Source organism: Chitinophaga sp. RAB17 (assembly GCF_052114225.1).
Lineage (GTDB): Bacteria > Bacteroidota > Bacteroidia > Chitinophagales > Chitinophagaceae > Chitinophaga.
This window is the reverse complement of record NZ_JBFREI010000016.1, coordinates 110,178-125,616: the sequence shown is the minus strand read 5'-3', so window position 1 is coordinate 125,616 and position 15,439 is coordinate 110,178. Positions and strand designations below refer to the sequence as shown.

10 protein-coding genes are annotated in these 15,439 nt (G+C 46.3%); all 10 read left to right on the top strand.

Annotated features, from left to right (window positions below; genetic code table 11):
* Positions 1-22 precede the first annotated feature (22 nt).
* The 10 genes from AB4Z08_RS32735 to AB4Z08_RS32690 all read left to right on the top strand — a co-directional run bounded on the left by AB4Z08_RS32735 (position 23) and on the right by AB4Z08_RS32690 (position 15,403).
* Positions 23-1,222, top strand: a complete 1,200-nt coding sequence (locus tag AB4Z08_RS32735) for a FecR family protein (RefSeq protein WP_441578003.1) — start codon at positions 23-25, stop codon at positions 1,220-1,222.
* A gap of 228 nt (positions 1,223-1,450) precedes the next feature.
* Positions 1,451-4,756: a SusC/RagA family TonB-linked outer membrane protein gene (locus AB4Z08_RS32730; protein ID WP_441578002.1), complete on the top strand. Its 3,306-nt coding sequence runs from the start codon at positions 1,451-1,453 to the stop codon at positions 4,754-4,756.
* A gap of 10 nt (positions 4,757-4,766) precedes the next feature.
* A complete protein-coding gene (locus AB4Z08_RS32725) occupies positions 4,767-6,227 on the top strand; it encodes a RagB/SusD family nutrient uptake outer membrane protein (protein ID WP_441578001.1) in 1,461 nt (486 codons plus the stop codon).
* A 26-nt stretch (positions 6,228-6,253) separates the two neighbouring features.
* Positions 6,254-7,021, top strand: a complete 768-nt coding sequence (locus AB4Z08_RS32720) for a hypothetical protein (protein ID WP_441578000.1) — start codon at positions 6,254-6,256, stop codon at positions 7,019-7,021.
* 29 nt (positions 7,022-7,050) lie between these two features.
* Positions 7,051-7,986, top strand: a complete 936-nt coding sequence (locus AB4Z08_RS32715) for an ABC transporter ATP-binding protein (RefSeq protein ID WP_441577999.1) — start codon at positions 7,051-7,053, stop codon at positions 7,984-7,986.
* The gene (locus AB4Z08_RS32710; protein ID WP_441577998.1) at positions 7,986-10,310 is read left to right on the top strand and encodes an ABC transporter permease subunit; all 2,325 of its coding nucleotides are present in this window, start codon (positions 7,986-7,988) and stop codon (positions 10,308-10,310) included. The genes AB4Z08_RS32715 and AB4Z08_RS32710 overlap by 1 nt, the downstream gene beginning before the upstream one ends.
* A gap of 34 nt (positions 10,311-10,344) precedes the next feature.
* On the top strand, positions 10,345-11,658 hold the full coding sequence (locus AB4Z08_RS32705) for a MutS-related protein (protein WP_441577997.1): 1,314 nt from the start codon (positions 10,345-10,347) through the stop codon (positions 11,656-11,658).
* The gene (locus tag AB4Z08_RS32700) at positions 11,655-12,974 is read left to right on the top strand and encodes a MutS-related protein (RefSeq protein ID WP_441577996.1); all 1,320 of its coding nucleotides are present in this window, start codon (positions 11,655-11,657) and stop codon (positions 12,972-12,974) included. The genes AB4Z08_RS32705 and AB4Z08_RS32700 overlap by 4 nt, the downstream gene beginning before the upstream one ends.
* 73 nt (positions 12,975-13,047) lie before the next feature.
* Positions 13,048-14,526 (top strand): S41 family peptidase, encoded by a 1,479-nt coding sequence (locus AB4Z08_RS32695; RefSeq protein ID WP_441577995.1) that lies wholly within the window; start codon positions 13,048-13,050, stop codon positions 14,524-14,526.
* 328 nt (positions 14,527-14,854) lie between these two features.
* Positions 14,855-15,403 carry an ORF6N domain-containing protein gene (locus AB4Z08_RS32690; protein ID WP_441577994.1) on the top strand — a complete coding sequence of 183 codons (549 nt, stop codon included), beginning with the start codon at positions 14,855-14,857 and terminating at the stop codon, positions 15,401-15,403.
* Positions 15,404-15,439 lie beyond the last annotated feature (36 nt).

Sequence of the window (15,439 nt, the reverse complement as noted above, 5' to 3'; positions counted from 1 at the left end):
TAATAACATAAACACATTAGACATGGCGTCTTCTTCAAACGATCCATTTATCATTGCATCGCTTATTTCCCGGTCGCAACAGGGGCTGCTTACGGCCGACGAGCGGGATAAGCTGGATGCGTGGATCGCTGCCAGTGACGAAAACCGGCAGTTATGGATGGAATTAAACAATCAGGATGTACAACAGCACAACGTGCGCGCTATGGCCAGGTTTGATGAAACCGCTGCACTGGAACGCTTTCTTTCCAACAAGCCTGCATCATCAAACGTACGCCGCATGTGGCACGTTCAAACATGGAAATGGGCAGCCGCGGTGCTTGTACTGGGGTTAGGCGTATCCACCTATTTCCTGCTGACACATCGTGCGCAAAATGGGGACCGGTTTGGTGGACAATCCGCCCAGCGCGACATTCCACCGGGTAAAAACGGCGCCATCCTGACATTGGCAGACGGTACGCAACTGGTGTTGGACAGTTTGGGCGAAGGCAAAATCGCTACGCAGAACGGAACGCAGATTTCGCTGAACAATAATGAGCTTAAATACGATGCCAGCGCCGCAACAGATGGAGCGGCCCTTAATACCATCACCACACCTAAAGGTCGCCAGTACCATGTCATTCTTCCTGATGGAACAGAAGTATGGCTGAATGCGGCGTCTTCTATAAAATACCCGGTTGCTTTCAAGGGACGGGATCGAAGGGTGAAGATCAGCGGGGAGGTTTATTTTGAAGTAGCTAGTAAGAGCTGGCAGCCCTTTGTGGTGGAAACCGATCAGATGAAACTGGAAGTACTGGGTACTTCATTTAATGTGAACACGTACAATGATGAAAAAACAATCCGCACAACACTGTTGACCGGTGCTGTGAAAGTAACGCCTGCACATACCACGCAGCCCAAAGTGCTGGTGCCCGGCCAAACGGCGGTTTTAAGCAAACCGGATGCAACGGAGTCGGCTACACTGAGCGTAATAGAAACGCCTGATGCGGATAATATTATTGCATGGAAAAACGGCCTGTTTAATTTTGACGGCATGGATTTATACAGTGTCATGCGCCAGCTGGAAAGATGGTACAATATAGACGTACAATACGTTGGAAAGCCAGAGAATGTAATCTTTAAAGGGAAAATGCACCGCAATACCAATTTGTCTGATGTGTTAAAAGTATTGGAAACGATGGACGTTAATTTCGAATTGAAGGGGAATATTTTGTATGTAAGATAGCGGGTAGTAATAGATGTTACTTAAATGAAACCGGAAGTGCTTGCGACACTCCCGGTAGATGTTCAAGTAATGTAATCATCACAATCAGGTTAAGACCGTTTATTTATTCACTTAAACATTCCGTCCCTTATGGGAAGGGGCGGCTTATGCGAAGTTATGCCAATTATTTTTTATTGCATACGGATTCCTGACAGATGGAAACGTAGCTCAACCAAATCGCTGTTAGTCATGAAGCTAACATTATTTCTTCTTACCGCTGCCCTGTTGCAGGTATCTGCCAGAGGCCTTTCACAGAACATCAACTTTAACGGTAAAAACGTTGCACTGGAAAAAGTTTTTGCAGCGGTAGAATCACAAACCGATTATGTTTTCCTGTACAAGGCTACCGCTTTATCGGCGGCAAAACCGGTCACTATCAATGCCCGGGGAACTGAGCTGGGAGCCTTTCTCAGCAAGGTATTCGAGCAGCAGCCATTGACCTACAAGATCATCGACAAGAACATCCTGGTATCCCAGAAGGAGTTCAGGTTGGCTACGGCAGCCAGTCCACCCGTTGATACGGCACCAGCGAAACCGGAATTGATAAATGTCTTTGTCTACTCTTCCGGCTATACGCCATTGGTCAGTGCTACTATTAGCAATCTTACCGACAAACGGAACTATCTGACTGCAGGAAACGGGTCAGTACAGGTGCCGGCAAGGTTGGGCGATCAGATGCGGATCAGCTATATCGGGTATGTGGACCATGTATTTAAAATAACAGAACAGATTGCTACTTTCAAATCGTACAACACGGAGATGGTGCTCTCCCTGAACAAACTGGACGAAGTGCAGATCACTGTTTTAGGCACTACCAATAAAAGAATGGGTACCGCCAATATCGCCACGGTGAAAGCCAGTGATATTGAAAGGCAGCCTGTCGTAAATGTACTGGATGCTCTCGCAGGCCGTATCCCCGGCCTCCGGATCAGTCAATCGACTAATACGGCAGGGGCCAGGAAAGTAGAGTTGCGAGGACGGAATGTGCTGAACGAAAACATGTTTACAGACCCGCTGTATGTGGTGGACGGTTTACCGATTGCTACTTTATCTGTTAATCCATTTGGGGCAGGTGTACCTGTCAGCGGCGGTTATTCGAATTCAGAAAGCCCTTTGTACATGATTAATCCCCTGGACATCGAGAGCGTGGACGTGCTGAAAGATGCGGATGCCACTGCATTGTACGGCTCCAGAGGTGCAAATGGTGTGATCCTCATCACTACCAAAAAAGGAAAGCCAGGCCCTACGAGGTTTAATGTAAGCTACTCCAAAGTGTTTTCGGGTGTGCAGCGTTACATGGATATGATGAACACCGAAAAGTACCTGGCGGTGAGAAAAGAAGCACTGCTGAATGATGCAGCTTTACCTACCCGGGATAATGCCCCGGACCTCACTATCTGGGATCAGAAAGCCTATACCGACTGGCAACGCACTTTCTTCAAAAATGAACAATCGGATGATGTGCAGCTGACGGTAGAAGGTGGAATGCTGCAGAATACCTACCGTGTCAGTGTGGGATATACCTCCACCGCGGAAATGTACAACCAGGGCAAGGGGAACGATCGTTTAACTATGGGATTGTCTTTCAACCACCGCAGCCCGAACGGTAAGCTGATGGTGGAACTTTCTTCCAACAATACCTATTCCAATAATGAAACTGCCACTACGGTAGATTTTTTCTCGCTGCCGCCTAATGCGCCATGGATGTATGATGAGAAAGGGCAGTACAATTTTGCCCCTTACAGGACCCTGTCCGCCAGCATTTATCCATTCAGGGATATTAAGAACTGGGGAGAGAATCAAACGCTGAAAAGTCAGACCAATGTTGGGTTTACTTACGAAATATTTAAAGACCTGACGGCGGGCGTTCGTGTTAGCGGAGAGTTTTTCTCCAATAAATCCGGCTACTATATTCCTAAAGCGGGGAAAGATCCTTTGTTCTCTCCCATAAGCATAGCCATGTACGGCATTGGTGCCGGAAAGAGCCTGCTGATAAGGCCCAATATCAACTATGTTAAACTGTTCGGGGGCGCCAGGGTATCTGTTTCCATGGCAGCAGATTACAGTTACGCCGATCAGGATGCGGTATCGGTGATGGGGATGATGTTCTCTAATGATAACCTTCTCAAAAGCTACTCGAATGCCCAGGTGGTGCAAACCATGAATAATTATGTCCAGCTGAAAGTTGCTTCCCTGCTGGCAACGGTGTCGTTCGACTGGGAAAATAAGTACATCGTTAATTTAAATGGCAGGAGAGACGGCTCATCGCGGTTCGGTGATGGGGCTCGTTTCGGGAACTTTGGATCTGCAGGGATTTCGTGGGTTTTATCTAATGAAGAATGGTTTAAGCATGCTAACATGGATTGGCTGTCGTTTGCCAAAATCAGATCTACCTATGGTGTTATGGGGAATGCCAATGTGGGCGATTACCAATATCTCTCGCGCTGGTCGAACATTCCGCCGAATTCCATGGATAAATTGCCTGACTACGATGATCAGACTATTTATACGCTCATACAACCTGTTAACCAGAAATACAGCTGGTCCAGCGCCAGTAAGTTTGAAGTGGGCACCCGGCTTGGATTTTTTAACAGCAGGTTTAACATTGAAGGCAACTTCTACATCAACAGCGATGGAAAGCAGTTGACAAGTATTACTACGCCGGCATTCACAGGATTTGCTGCTGTAGTGGGTAACTGGCCCGCTGTTATCCGGAACCAGGGGGTGGAGCTGATGTTGGATGGAACGATCCTGAACACGAATACCTGGGGCCTGACGGCACGTTTCCAGGTAAGTAAGAACAAGAATACGCTGGTGGCTTTTGAAGGATTGGAAGATTCTCCCTATAAGGATATGTACCGGATTGGTACCTCCGTAACCGCTAAGTCTTACTCACACTATATCGGTATCAACCCGATGAAAGGAACACCCGTATTTGAGGATTATAACGGGGACGGGCTCCCACCTGCCGGGATATCGGGCCCGAATTACCCGGACCTGGCGGTGGATGATCATTACCGGGTGATAGACCTGAACCCTAAATATTTTGGTGGGGCGGGCTTTCGGGTAGACTTCAAAAGGGTATTGTCGCTGGATGCACAATTCAGCTTCGAGAATTCCCTGGTCACAGATCAGTTGAATAATCTCGGGTATGGAGGAATGGCCAACTCTGTGTTATACGCGGAAATAGAAAACAGGCACTGGAAACAACCAGGCGACAAAGCGCTTTACTCAAAGTATACCGCTGCTAACAGCGGTCTGTTTTCCGGATCTGATGCCACCTATGCCAAAGGCGCTTTTATGAGCCTGGACAATCTTAGTTTGTCATACATACTGCCTGCAGCATGGTTGAAGAAGGTGGGTATGAAGCAGGGGACGGTATCCGTGAATTCATCAAAGATTTTCAAATTCTCGCAATACAGAATGACGGATGTTGAATTGGGCACTACGCCGCAGATCAGAAGGATTGCCGCTAACCTGAGATTAAGTTTCTAAAATCAATTGTATGAAAAGAATTGCGTTCAATATAACTGCAGCCAGTGTTTTGTTGTCAGGCCTGCTGGTAACAGGTTGCAATAAAATGCTGGATATAAAAGATCCGGTAAATTCCATCACTACCAACCAGGTTTTCCAGAGCGATGATCAGGCATCTATTGCGCTCAATGGTTTGTATTCTTACCTGATCAGCGGAGGAGAACCCGATGTGAATCATCCCGAACAGTTGGGCAACAACTTATACAGTGCCGGAGGAATTACACTGGCGGCCGGGCATTCGGCGGATGAATTATATCACCCCGCACTCGGCGGGGACGATGCATACTATGCGGAAATGACCGCCAGGATGACATTGCAGAAGCTGGGCTATTCCACGAAATTATGGCAATCGGCCTATAAAGGGATTTTCAATGCCAACGCGCTGATAGAAGGGGTGAAAGCCGCTACTTCAAAAGAGTTTACGGAGGCCTACAGAAAACGGGTGTTGGGTGAAGCGCTGGCAGTAAGGGCAATGGGGTATTTCTACCTGGTAAACCTGTTCGAAAAAATTCCCCTCGCCTTATCCATCGATTATAATGATACGCGACAACTTCCTTCCGCCAGCCCTGGCGCTGTATATCAGCAAATCATCAACGACCTGGAAGAAGCGTCAGGGTATCTTTCTGAAAATTATGATGGCAATAACGTTGAGCGCATCCGAATCAATAAATGGTATGTGAAGGCAATGCTGGCAAGGGTTTACCTGTTTACCAAAAATTATGAAAAAGCCTGGGAGTATGCAAATGATGTGATTAGCAAAACAGATTTGTTTCAACTGGAAAGTCTGAACAATGTGTTCGGCATATCCAGCCGGGAAGTTATTTTCCAGTTGAAGCAGACCAACATTACGCCGATACGGGGCAATGCCACACCTGAAGGGTATGCGCTGAGAAGCCGGTACCTCACGCCAATGCTAATGAATGCTTTCGAAGCGGGTGATAACAGAAAGACTGCATGGACGGCGGCCATCGCAAGTGGTCCGTTTGTACCTGCTGGTTTTTTTCCGGCCAAGTATAAGATCAATTCCTTTAACGCTGTAGTGGGAGGAGTCAGGTCCGAATATTATGTAGTGATGCGGCTCGCGGAAATGTACCTGATAAGGGCGGAAGCGAATATGTTGCGGAATGCAGGTGATAAAAATGCCGTGATCGATGATCTCAATACCATCAGGGTACGTGCCGGATTGAAGGGGCTGCCTTATACTTTAACCGATCAGCAGGTAACGGATGCCATCGCGCAGGAAAGGCGCATAGAGTTGTTTGCTGAATGGGGACACCGCTGGCTGGACCTGAAAAGAACAGGTAAGGCTACAGCCGTGCTGTCGGAGATTGCTTACAAACTGCCTTGGAGTCAGTACCAGTTGCTATACGCCATTCCTCCGGAAGAAATCCTTTGGGACAACCAGCTATCCCAGAATATTGGCTACAACTAAAAGTGATCACCGTTAAATCAATAAAGATGTTTCAATTCAGCTATAAAAAATGTTTCAAAGCGGGCCTGTTGGCCGGAGGTATGCTGATGCTCGGTACTGCCTGTAAGAAGGAAGTACCGGAAGAATTATTTCCGGCGTCTTTGACAATTGTGAATGGCGTTAACGACAATACGTCTTTCGTGACTGTTTATTTTGGAAATTCACAACCCAAATTCTACGGCAGACTGACTTATATCGGTAGTGGTAACTCTTATGATTATGCGACCGATAAAATGGACCAACCGGTTACGTTATTCAGAAACCACGATACGCTCCAGCCTAATAAACCCTTCCTGAAAACCAGCCTGAAACTGGAGCCCGGAGGCATTTTTACGCATTTTGTATATGGTAGTCCAACGCAGGTGAAACAAAAAACGGTGAAGGAAACGCTTCCTTCCCGTAGCCTGAACGACAGTGTGGCCAATCTTCGGATCATCAATCTCTTTGAAAACAGGCCGATCGATGTGGTGCAGCTGGAGCCGGTACCTGGAACCATGGTCACCAATCTCGCATATGAGCAGCTATCCGATTTTATAAAGGTCCCTGTCAACTCATCGGTGAATAACTTCCGCTTCGAAGTAAAAGATCATGCAACAGGCGTCACACTGACCACTTTGTCCGAAATAAATATTTATCCAGGTTCAACTACGCCGAGTACCCAATGGCTGTTTAAAGCACGTACGATGTTGGTAACCGGAACATGGACTACTGAGGGTGTTTTTTCGGCAAGGGCAAAAAGTATCGGTCATTTTTAATCCAAGTTTTAAATCATAAGTCACATCATATGCAGCCTATATTAAAGGTGGAGAACCTGTCGCATAAGTATGCCAGTTCCTGGGCCATACGCGAAATAAATTTTGAGATCAATGATACCGGTGTTGTCGGATTGCTGGGTTCGAACGGAGCCGGCAAGTCGACCACGATGAATATCATTTGTGGCACCCTGTTGCAAACAGAAGGTAATGTTTCCATCAATGGATTGAACATCAAAGATGATCCTATTGCATATAAAAAGCAGATCGGCTTTTTACCTCAGCAGGCGCCCCTGTATATGGACTTTACCGTGCAGGAGTACCTGGAGTACGCCGCGCAATTAAGGTTGATGGAAAAGCGGCAAATTAAAAGTGCCGTGGAAGAAGTACTGGAGAAAACATCCATTACACAGATGAGGTCACGCCTGATAAAAAATCTGTCGGGTGGATATCGTCAGCGGGTAGGTATTGCGCAATCCATCATCAATAAACCGAAAGTGGTGATTCTCGACGAGCCCACCAATGGCCTCGATCCCAACCAGATCATAGAAGCAAGAAAACTGATCAAAGAAATTGCACAGGACCGTGCGGTATTGTTGTCATCGCATGTATTGTCAGAAATTAACCTGCTTGCCAAAGAGATCATCATGATCGAATCCGGGCAGGTGGTGTTTTCTGATACCCTCGATGCTTTCAATAACATTCTCCAGCCTAATACCATGATGGCAAGAATGCTCCATATGCCGGCGCCCGAAGAACTGATGGCGATGGAAGATGTACAGAAAGTAGAGTTGCTGCCGGATAATAAATGCCGGATCTGGTTCCAGCCCAACGATGATCTGGCGGAAAGAATTGTGAAGAAGAGTGCAGAGAAAAACTGGCGACTCACTTCCATTCACACAGAATCTTCCGGTATGGACGATGTATTCAAACAATTATCATCAAATTCTTCTTCAATCTTACACTAATGAAAGTAGTTTTTAATATTGCGCGGGCGGAATTACGGTATTTTTTCTTTTCGCCGATCGCATGGTTTGTATTGATTTTATTCCTGATGTCCAGTGCGGGCATCATCATGGGAAACCTGGCGGATACTGCGCTGCAGCAGGATGCCCTGCTTGATTTGCAGGGGGCTGGTTTTGGAGGATTTCTCAATATGCCGCTGACCAGAACGGTGATCGGCAAGGGGCTCGATACGGTGCTGATGATCTTCTTTTTATACATTCCACTGTTGACCATGGGCGTGATCAACCGGGAGTATGCTGCAGGGACCATTAAGTTGCTTCATTCGTCGCCGCTGAAAACACGCCAGATCATCCTGGGGAAATTTCTGGGTGTGTACAGTTTTGTATGCCTGATGATTTTGATTTTCCTGGCGGAGGTGATCGTGTTGACCTTTTCTATTAAGAATGTAGAATTCCTGCATATCCTGTCGATGGTGCTGGGCTTCTTTTTACTGGCGGCCATGTATGTGGCAGTAGGTATGTATATCTCCAGTTTAACCTCGTACCCGATTGTTGCCGGCATCGGAACATTTGTGGTGCTAACCTTGTTCACATCATTACGCTTGCTGTTCCAGGGAACGGATTACGTGCGGGATGTCACCTATTTCCTTTCCAGCTCGGGAAGGGTAGAGAGCATGCTTGGTGGTTTGATTACAACAAAGGACCTCGTTTACTTCTTCAGTATTACTTCCCTTTTTATCATCTTCACCATCATCAAAATGAAATCCGTTACAGAGTCGAAGTCATGGCGTGTATCGGCAGGCAGATATCTGTTGGTGTTCGCGGTAACGGTGGTGATGCTCGTTGTTACTGCCCGGCACGGATTTATTGGCTATTGGGATGTGACGAGGGGCAAAATAAATACGCTGCATGAAAATACCCAGGGAGTATTCAGGCAGCTGGACGGATCGCCACTGAAAGTAACACTATATACTAACCTGTTAGGCTATAATCTGGGTAGTGGAGTGCCAACAGCGCGCAATAACTATTTATGGAACTTCTGGGCCAGGTACCGCCGCTTTTATAATAACATGGAGTTTGAGTATGTGTATTATTATGATGTGAACGATGGCGACAGCTCGATATTTCAGTCATACCCGGGCAAATCGCTGGATGAAATAGCGGAGAAGTATGCAGAAATGTATAAAACCGATATCTCTATCTATAAAAAACCAGCAGAAATCAGGAGCCTCATCGACCTGGAGTCGGAAGCGAAAGGCTTATTGATGCAGGTGGAGTATAAAGGGAAAAAGACGTTCCTGAGAACATACCAGGACCCGGAGCTTTTTCCAAGTGAAAGGAATGTTTCCGGCAGCCTGTTGCGTTTAATCAATGATACAACGCCCACGTTTAAATTTCTGACAGGGCACTACGAGCGTTCGCCCCTTAAGTTAGGTGAACGGGAATATGGAAACCATGCCGTCAATAAATCATCCAGGGACGCGCTGATTAATATGGGACTGAACTTCGACACCATCCCGGCAGTGGGGGCGGGCAGGTTTAACTACGATGATGTACTGGTGGTATCGGACCCGAAATCAATATTGGATAAGGCCATTGTCGATAGCGTTAAACAGTATATCGACAGAGGGGGAAATGCCATGTTCTATTCCGAACCCGGCAAGCAGTTTATCATGAACCCAATTCTGAATCACGTAGGGGTAAATGCGGATGAAGGCACCATTGTACAGGTGAACCCGCAGGATATGCCGCATAAGTTTGTCGGATTGATTGCTAAGAAAGGCACTGACATGGCAGATGAGCAGCCGTTTTTCTACTTCAGGAACGGTATCAACAAAGCCTGCTATACCTATATTGCCGGAGCCAGCGTATTAAGCTATTCTGATACCACAGGATTTAAGGTAGAACAGATTACCACTTTACATAACAATGCAAATACCTGGGTAGAGAGAGGTGTGTTGGTGGTGGATTCAGCAGCACCTGTATTCAATACCGCAGAAGGGGATTACCGGAAGGAAGGGCCTTATCCTGTGGGCCTGCAGCTGACCCGCAAAATCGGAGACAAATTGCAGAAGATCATTATTTCCAGCGATGCGGATATGATGTCCTCAGCTAAAGCGAATGGAAAGGATTATGGCAATGCGTTCTACAGCTACACCGTAGATAACAGGTACCCTGTTTACCATAATTTCCCGGTGCCCACGGATATATGGCTGACCATCAAAAAGGCCCCGGCACAAACATTGAAGATGGTGCTGCAATATATTATACCAGCCTTGATCCTGGTTGCCGGTATCGTGATACTGATAAGAAGAAAACGCAAATAGCGGGTACTTTCATTGTTTCATAAAAAGTATAATTATGTATTTGCAGACAGATATGCAGACGATGGATGATCTGCGCTTGTTTTCCAAAGCAGACACACAGGGTATTTACGATATTTATAATCATTCATTTACCCGTGGCGGGCAAACCATTATGGAAGCCATGTTCAGGAAACCACTGAACAACAGGGAAGCGATCATCAAACGGATCAATACCATTTCTGCTTTCGTGAAAATGAGGGCCACCTTTCCTTTCGATGGTGCCTTGCTGGACCAGGCAGAGAAATACATTTCTTTTGACGATAACCCGGATGGCGGCACAAAAGTGTCGCTCAGTGAGAAGGAAGTACAGAACGGGGTTATGTCGGTCATCGATCTTTTCCATATACTCAAACGATATCTGGAGTCGGCGGAAATGGCAGGTGTGAAAGAGTTGGCGGAAGAACGATTGGCGGCTATCGCGGTGTTGAATGATCCGGCTTTTATACCGGTGTTTAATGAAAAACCGAATGCCAGAATTTCATTCGCTGCTGTTACCGCTTTTGATGTGTTGATCCGTAATAAGGAGAAAAGGAAAGTGCTGCAACTACTGCATTTCATTTATCATATCGATGTGTATGTTTCAGTGGCGCAGGTTACCAGGAAACATAACATGGTATTCCCCGTGGTGCACCCGAAAGGGACCAGTATTTTAAAAGTGGATGGTGTATACCATCCACTTTTAAAAAATGCGGTGGCTAACAGTCTCCATATGACGCCTTCCCGTAACCTGATTTTTCTTACGGGGGCCAACATGGCCGGGAAGTCCACCTTTCTGCGTTCGTTTAGTACCGCTGTTTACATTGCGCATATGGGCTTTCCGGTAGCTGCTGCTTCTATGGAGTTTTCTGTGATGGACGGCGTATATACCACCATCAACCTGCCTGATAACCTGGGCATTGGTGCCAGCCATTTCTACGCAGAAGTGCTGCGTGTGAAGAAAATAGGGCAGGAACTCAGTGAAGGAAAATCACTGTTTGTATTGTTCGACGAATTGTTCAGGGGTACGAATGTGAAGGATGCGCTGGAAGGAACACTGGCTGTTTGCAATGCATTTACCAACCGGCAAGACAGTAAGTTCATCATCTCCTCCCATATTATCGAGGCCGCGGAGGGGTTGAGCAAAAAGGAAAGCGCCGCGTTTTACTTTCTTCCTACCGTGATGAGAGGGGCTGTACCTGAATACACGTATACCCTGCAGGAAGGCGTTACCAACGATAAGCATGGAATGATCATTATTAATAACGAAGGTATACTGGACATTCTTAAGCAGGGAAACAAAGGTGGAAAAAGGTTAAATAAGCAATTATGAGTTTTAAAATAGATCGTCAATCGGTAGGAGAGCTGAACCTCATGGGGAAATTCCGGCAGGGATCAGTATACTTTTTATTCAATAAAGTGAGAACACGGATCGGGGAGAAACTGATGGATGAGATGTTTTCTCATCCGCTCAATGATGCTGCCGCTATCAACCGGCGGGTAGCGATTTTTGAGTTTTTCGAAGAGAAGGGTGTCGCATTTCCTTTTGAGGCCGACCAGGTTTCCCTGATGCGGGAATATATTGATAATACGGCAGGAAAGTCGCAATGGGCGGTGACGGTAGACATGCAACTGCAAAAGTTACTGGCGGGTCTCACGAAAGACGGCCGTTTCAAAAACACGCTCTTACAGTTGCAGGCAACGATCGTAACGCTGAAGAAGTGTTTTGGACTATTGGAGTTGCTGAAACTCGAAAACAGTCCTTTGCAGAACCGTGTAGAAGCGTTACTGGCGATCATGCAGCAAAAGGACATCCGCAGCATCCTGGACAGCGACATCTACAAGCCGATGTCCACCGGCACGGTATCCGAGTATGATTTCCTGCTCCGCAACAGGCACAACGAAGCGATGAAGGATGTGCTGCTGTTCATCGCGGAAACAGATGTATACATTGCGGTCAGCAATGTTGCGCGCGAGCGGCATTTTTGTTACGCAACGGCAGTGGAGAAAGAAGAAAATGTGTTCCATGCCCGGGGATTGAAGCATCCCTGTATTTCAAAAGCGGTGGGTAACGACCTCCAAATGAAAGAGGGCAGTAATGTGCTGTTCCTCACCGGGGCCAATATGGCAGGTAAGTCTACCTGGATGAAATCTATCGGTATCGGTATGTACATGGCGCATATCGGTTTCCCGGTCGCCGCTTCCGAAATGGTGTTTTCGGTACGCGAAGGCATCTTCTCCAGCATCAATGTGGCCGACAACATCGCAATGGGGTACAGCCATTTCTATGCTGAAGTAGTAAGGGTGAAGGATGCTGCGCTGGCAGCAGCTACCGGCGAACACCTGCTGCTGATGTTCGATGAATTGTTTAAGGGCACCAATGTGAAAGACGCCTTCGACGGCACCCTGGCGGTTACGGAAGGTTTCTCCGAATACAACAATTGCCTGTTTATCGTATCTACTCATATCATCGAAGTGGGGGAAGCGCTGAAAGGCCTGCCGAATGTGCAGTTTCGATTTATGCCTACTGTACTGGAAGGAAATGTACCGAGGTACACCTACACTTTACAGGAAGGTATTACCGAAGACCGGCAAGGTATGATGATCATCGAAAACGAGGGAATCATTGCGCTCATCAATAAAATGTAGCCTGGGAGAAACGCTCACCCGATCATATCACGATATGTCGTGTTGATTACTATTTTTTAAAATTACTAATAGCATGAAGCAAATTTTTGCATCAGGGATACTTATGTCCCTACTTTCCACATCTGCCCTGGCCCAGGTTCAACCTTTTACCGGATTTACCAGGCAGGATCTGAAAGATGATTTTAAATACGCCGTTGAGCTGTTGAAGCAGCAGCATCCGAATCCTTATAAGTTCACGGACACTGTTACATTTAACCGTAAAATGGATTCCCTGATGAACCGGCTGGATAAAGATCCATCGCTGTTAAGCGCTTTACGGTATTCTCCCGTACAGCTATTCAATGATGTGCATCTGAAACTGGATTATGATGAGGAGCGGGTGGTAGAAGCATTTTATGGTATTCATCACTTTCCGCTGGCCACTACTACTTTTAAAGACAGGATCATTGTGAATGCCAAAGGAGAAATCATTCCTTTTGGAGCAGAGATACTGAGCATTAATAAAATGTCTGCTGCAAAGCTGCTCAGTGAAATCGGGTACGCCACTTATAGCGATGGCTTCATCAAAACGGGCGCCGATCGTACCGCAACAAGCCTTAGTTTGTTCATCAGCCTCGTTTTTCCGGAAGCCAGCAGTTATGAAGTAGTATATAAAGAGCAGGGCGCTAAAAACCCCGCTACCGTACAGCTGAAAGCAGTAGACGCCAAAACCGGTTACCATAACCGGAGCCTGGGAGAGCTGCCCTTTAATACTTTCCTGAAGCGTGGCTATGTAACGAAAGAATACCAGGATAAGGAATCTACCGCCATCCTGACCGTTCTTACATTTATGCTGGATGAAAATGCCATGTATAAGGAACTGAGCGATTTTTTCGCACAAGTAAAGAAGCGCAATATCAGCAACGTCATCATAGATATCCGGTCGAACGGCGGAGGCAACCCGAATATGTCTGCGTTGCTGTATTCCTTTGTGGCGTTGCGTCCGTTCGACAACGTTTTCAATTACCGGACAAAGAACATACAGATGCATGATCCCGAAAACCTGTTAAATGGTTACGGCACCAAAATGGGAGAAGCGGAAGTAAAGCAGACCGAGAACTTCCTGAAACAACGGTTCGACTACGACAGCGCGGCAGGGTTTTACTATGGCAATGCACGCCTGACGGAAGGCTCCATTTCCAACTATCCACCTGATAAGAATAACTTTAAAGGTGACGTGTATGTGCTGATCAGCGGCGGCACAGTAAGCGCGGCTACCTACTTTGCTGCGCTGGTGAAGAACAACAAGCGTGGAGTGCTGGTAGGCACCGAAACCGGTAGCGGCGAAGCATCCACTACAGCGGCATGGTTCAACACCTATATACTTCCTAAAACGAAAAGTAAGTTGACCGTTCCGATGAGCGAAGTGTATTTTATGAAAGCTAAGCAGGATAACGGGCGTGGGTGTCAGCCCGACAAGGCGCTGACTTTTGAAGCGTTTGAGCAATATATCCGTGCCGGCAAAGATCCGGAGATCCAATATACATTGGATATTATTCGGGCAGGTAAGTAATAGTATCCGGAAATCCTTGTATGCGGATTTGGGAGAGACACACTTTTGCAGTAGCATTAGAGGGCGCTTTTAGAAACGAATAACGTCCGAAGCCGTGATGTTGGCCGGTTATGACGTTAATCATGCATTAGGATCTGCAGGTATATTCGAGTACCATAGAGCTGATTTCTTAGTTGTTCGCTCTTAGAGTTCCTCTGTCTGATGTTTTTTGGGGTTTCTTACCAATTATTTGTTAATACAATAAAATTATCAAGCAATAAAGCATGTAGTTTATGCAAACGACTAGTTTTGCTCCACGAAAAATCTATTCTTAATAGAAATATTATTTATGTCTAAAAGTATCAAGCAAGCTTCAGTTCCAGACGAAATAATAATGGATAAAATCTATTTTATCAGAGGACAGAAAATTATGTTAGACCGCGACCTCGCTGAACTTTATGGTGTTGAAACTAAAAGGTTGAAAGAAGCAGTAAGAAGAAATATAAGCCGATTTCCAGCCGACTTTATGTTTGAAATGGACAAAGAAGAGTTTGAGAATTGGAGGACGCAATTTGCGTCCTCTAAGCAGGAGTTTAAGGGACTTCGCTATGCACCTTTTTGCTTTAGTGAGCAAGGCGTGACTATGCTTTCCTGCGTTCTCAACAGTGAGAGGGCTATAGCTGTAAATATCCAGATAATACGGATATTTCATCGGATGAGGGAGATGATTTCAACACATAAGGACATTTTACTGAAGCTGGAGCAGCTTGAGAATAAAGTTAGTAACCACAGTGAAGACATAAGACTGATCTTCGATTATCTTAAACAGCTACTTAGCCCTGTGTCCGGACACCGTGATATGATAGGATTTAACGCGCACAAGGGTAGTGATTGTTGAAATATTGACTTGGAAAATATATAAATATTTGAAGCC

Coding starts and splice junctions, on each gene's coding strand:
- AB4Z08_RS32735 (WP_441578003.1), top strand. CDS start 23: ATGGCGTCTTCTTCAAACGATCCATTTATCATTGCATCGCTTATTTCC.
- AB4Z08_RS32730 (WP_441578002.1), top strand. CDS start 1,451: ATGAAGCTAACATTATTTCTTCTTACCGCTGCCCTGTTGCAGGTATCT.
- AB4Z08_RS32725 (WP_441578001.1), top strand. CDS start 4,767: ATGAAAAGAATTGCGTTCAATATAACTGCAGCCAGTGTTTTGTTGTCA.
- AB4Z08_RS32720 (WP_441578000.1), top strand. CDS start 6,254: ATGTTTCAATTCAGCTATAAAAAATGTTTCAAAGCGGGCCTGTTGGCC.
- AB4Z08_RS32715 (WP_441577999.1), top strand. CDS start 7,051: ATGCAGCCTATATTAAAGGTGGAGAACCTGTCGCATAAGTATGCCAGT.
- AB4Z08_RS32710 (WP_441577998.1), top strand. CDS start 7,986: ATGAAAGTAGTTTTTAATATTGCGCGGGCGGAATTACGGTATTTTTTC.
- AB4Z08_RS32705 (WP_441577997.1), top strand. CDS start 10,345: ATGTATTTGCAGACAGATATGCAGACGATGGATGATCTGCGCTTGTTT.
- AB4Z08_RS32700 (WP_441577996.1), top strand. CDS start 11,655: ATGAGTTTTAAAATAGATCGTCAATCGGTAGGAGAGCTGAACCTCATG.
- AB4Z08_RS32695 (WP_441577995.1), top strand. CDS start 13,048: ATGAAGCAAATTTTTGCATCAGGGATACTTATGTCCCTACTTTCCACA.
- AB4Z08_RS32690 (WP_441577994.1), top strand. CDS start 14,855: ATGTCTAAAAGTATCAAGCAAGCTTCAGTTCCAGACGAAATAATAATG.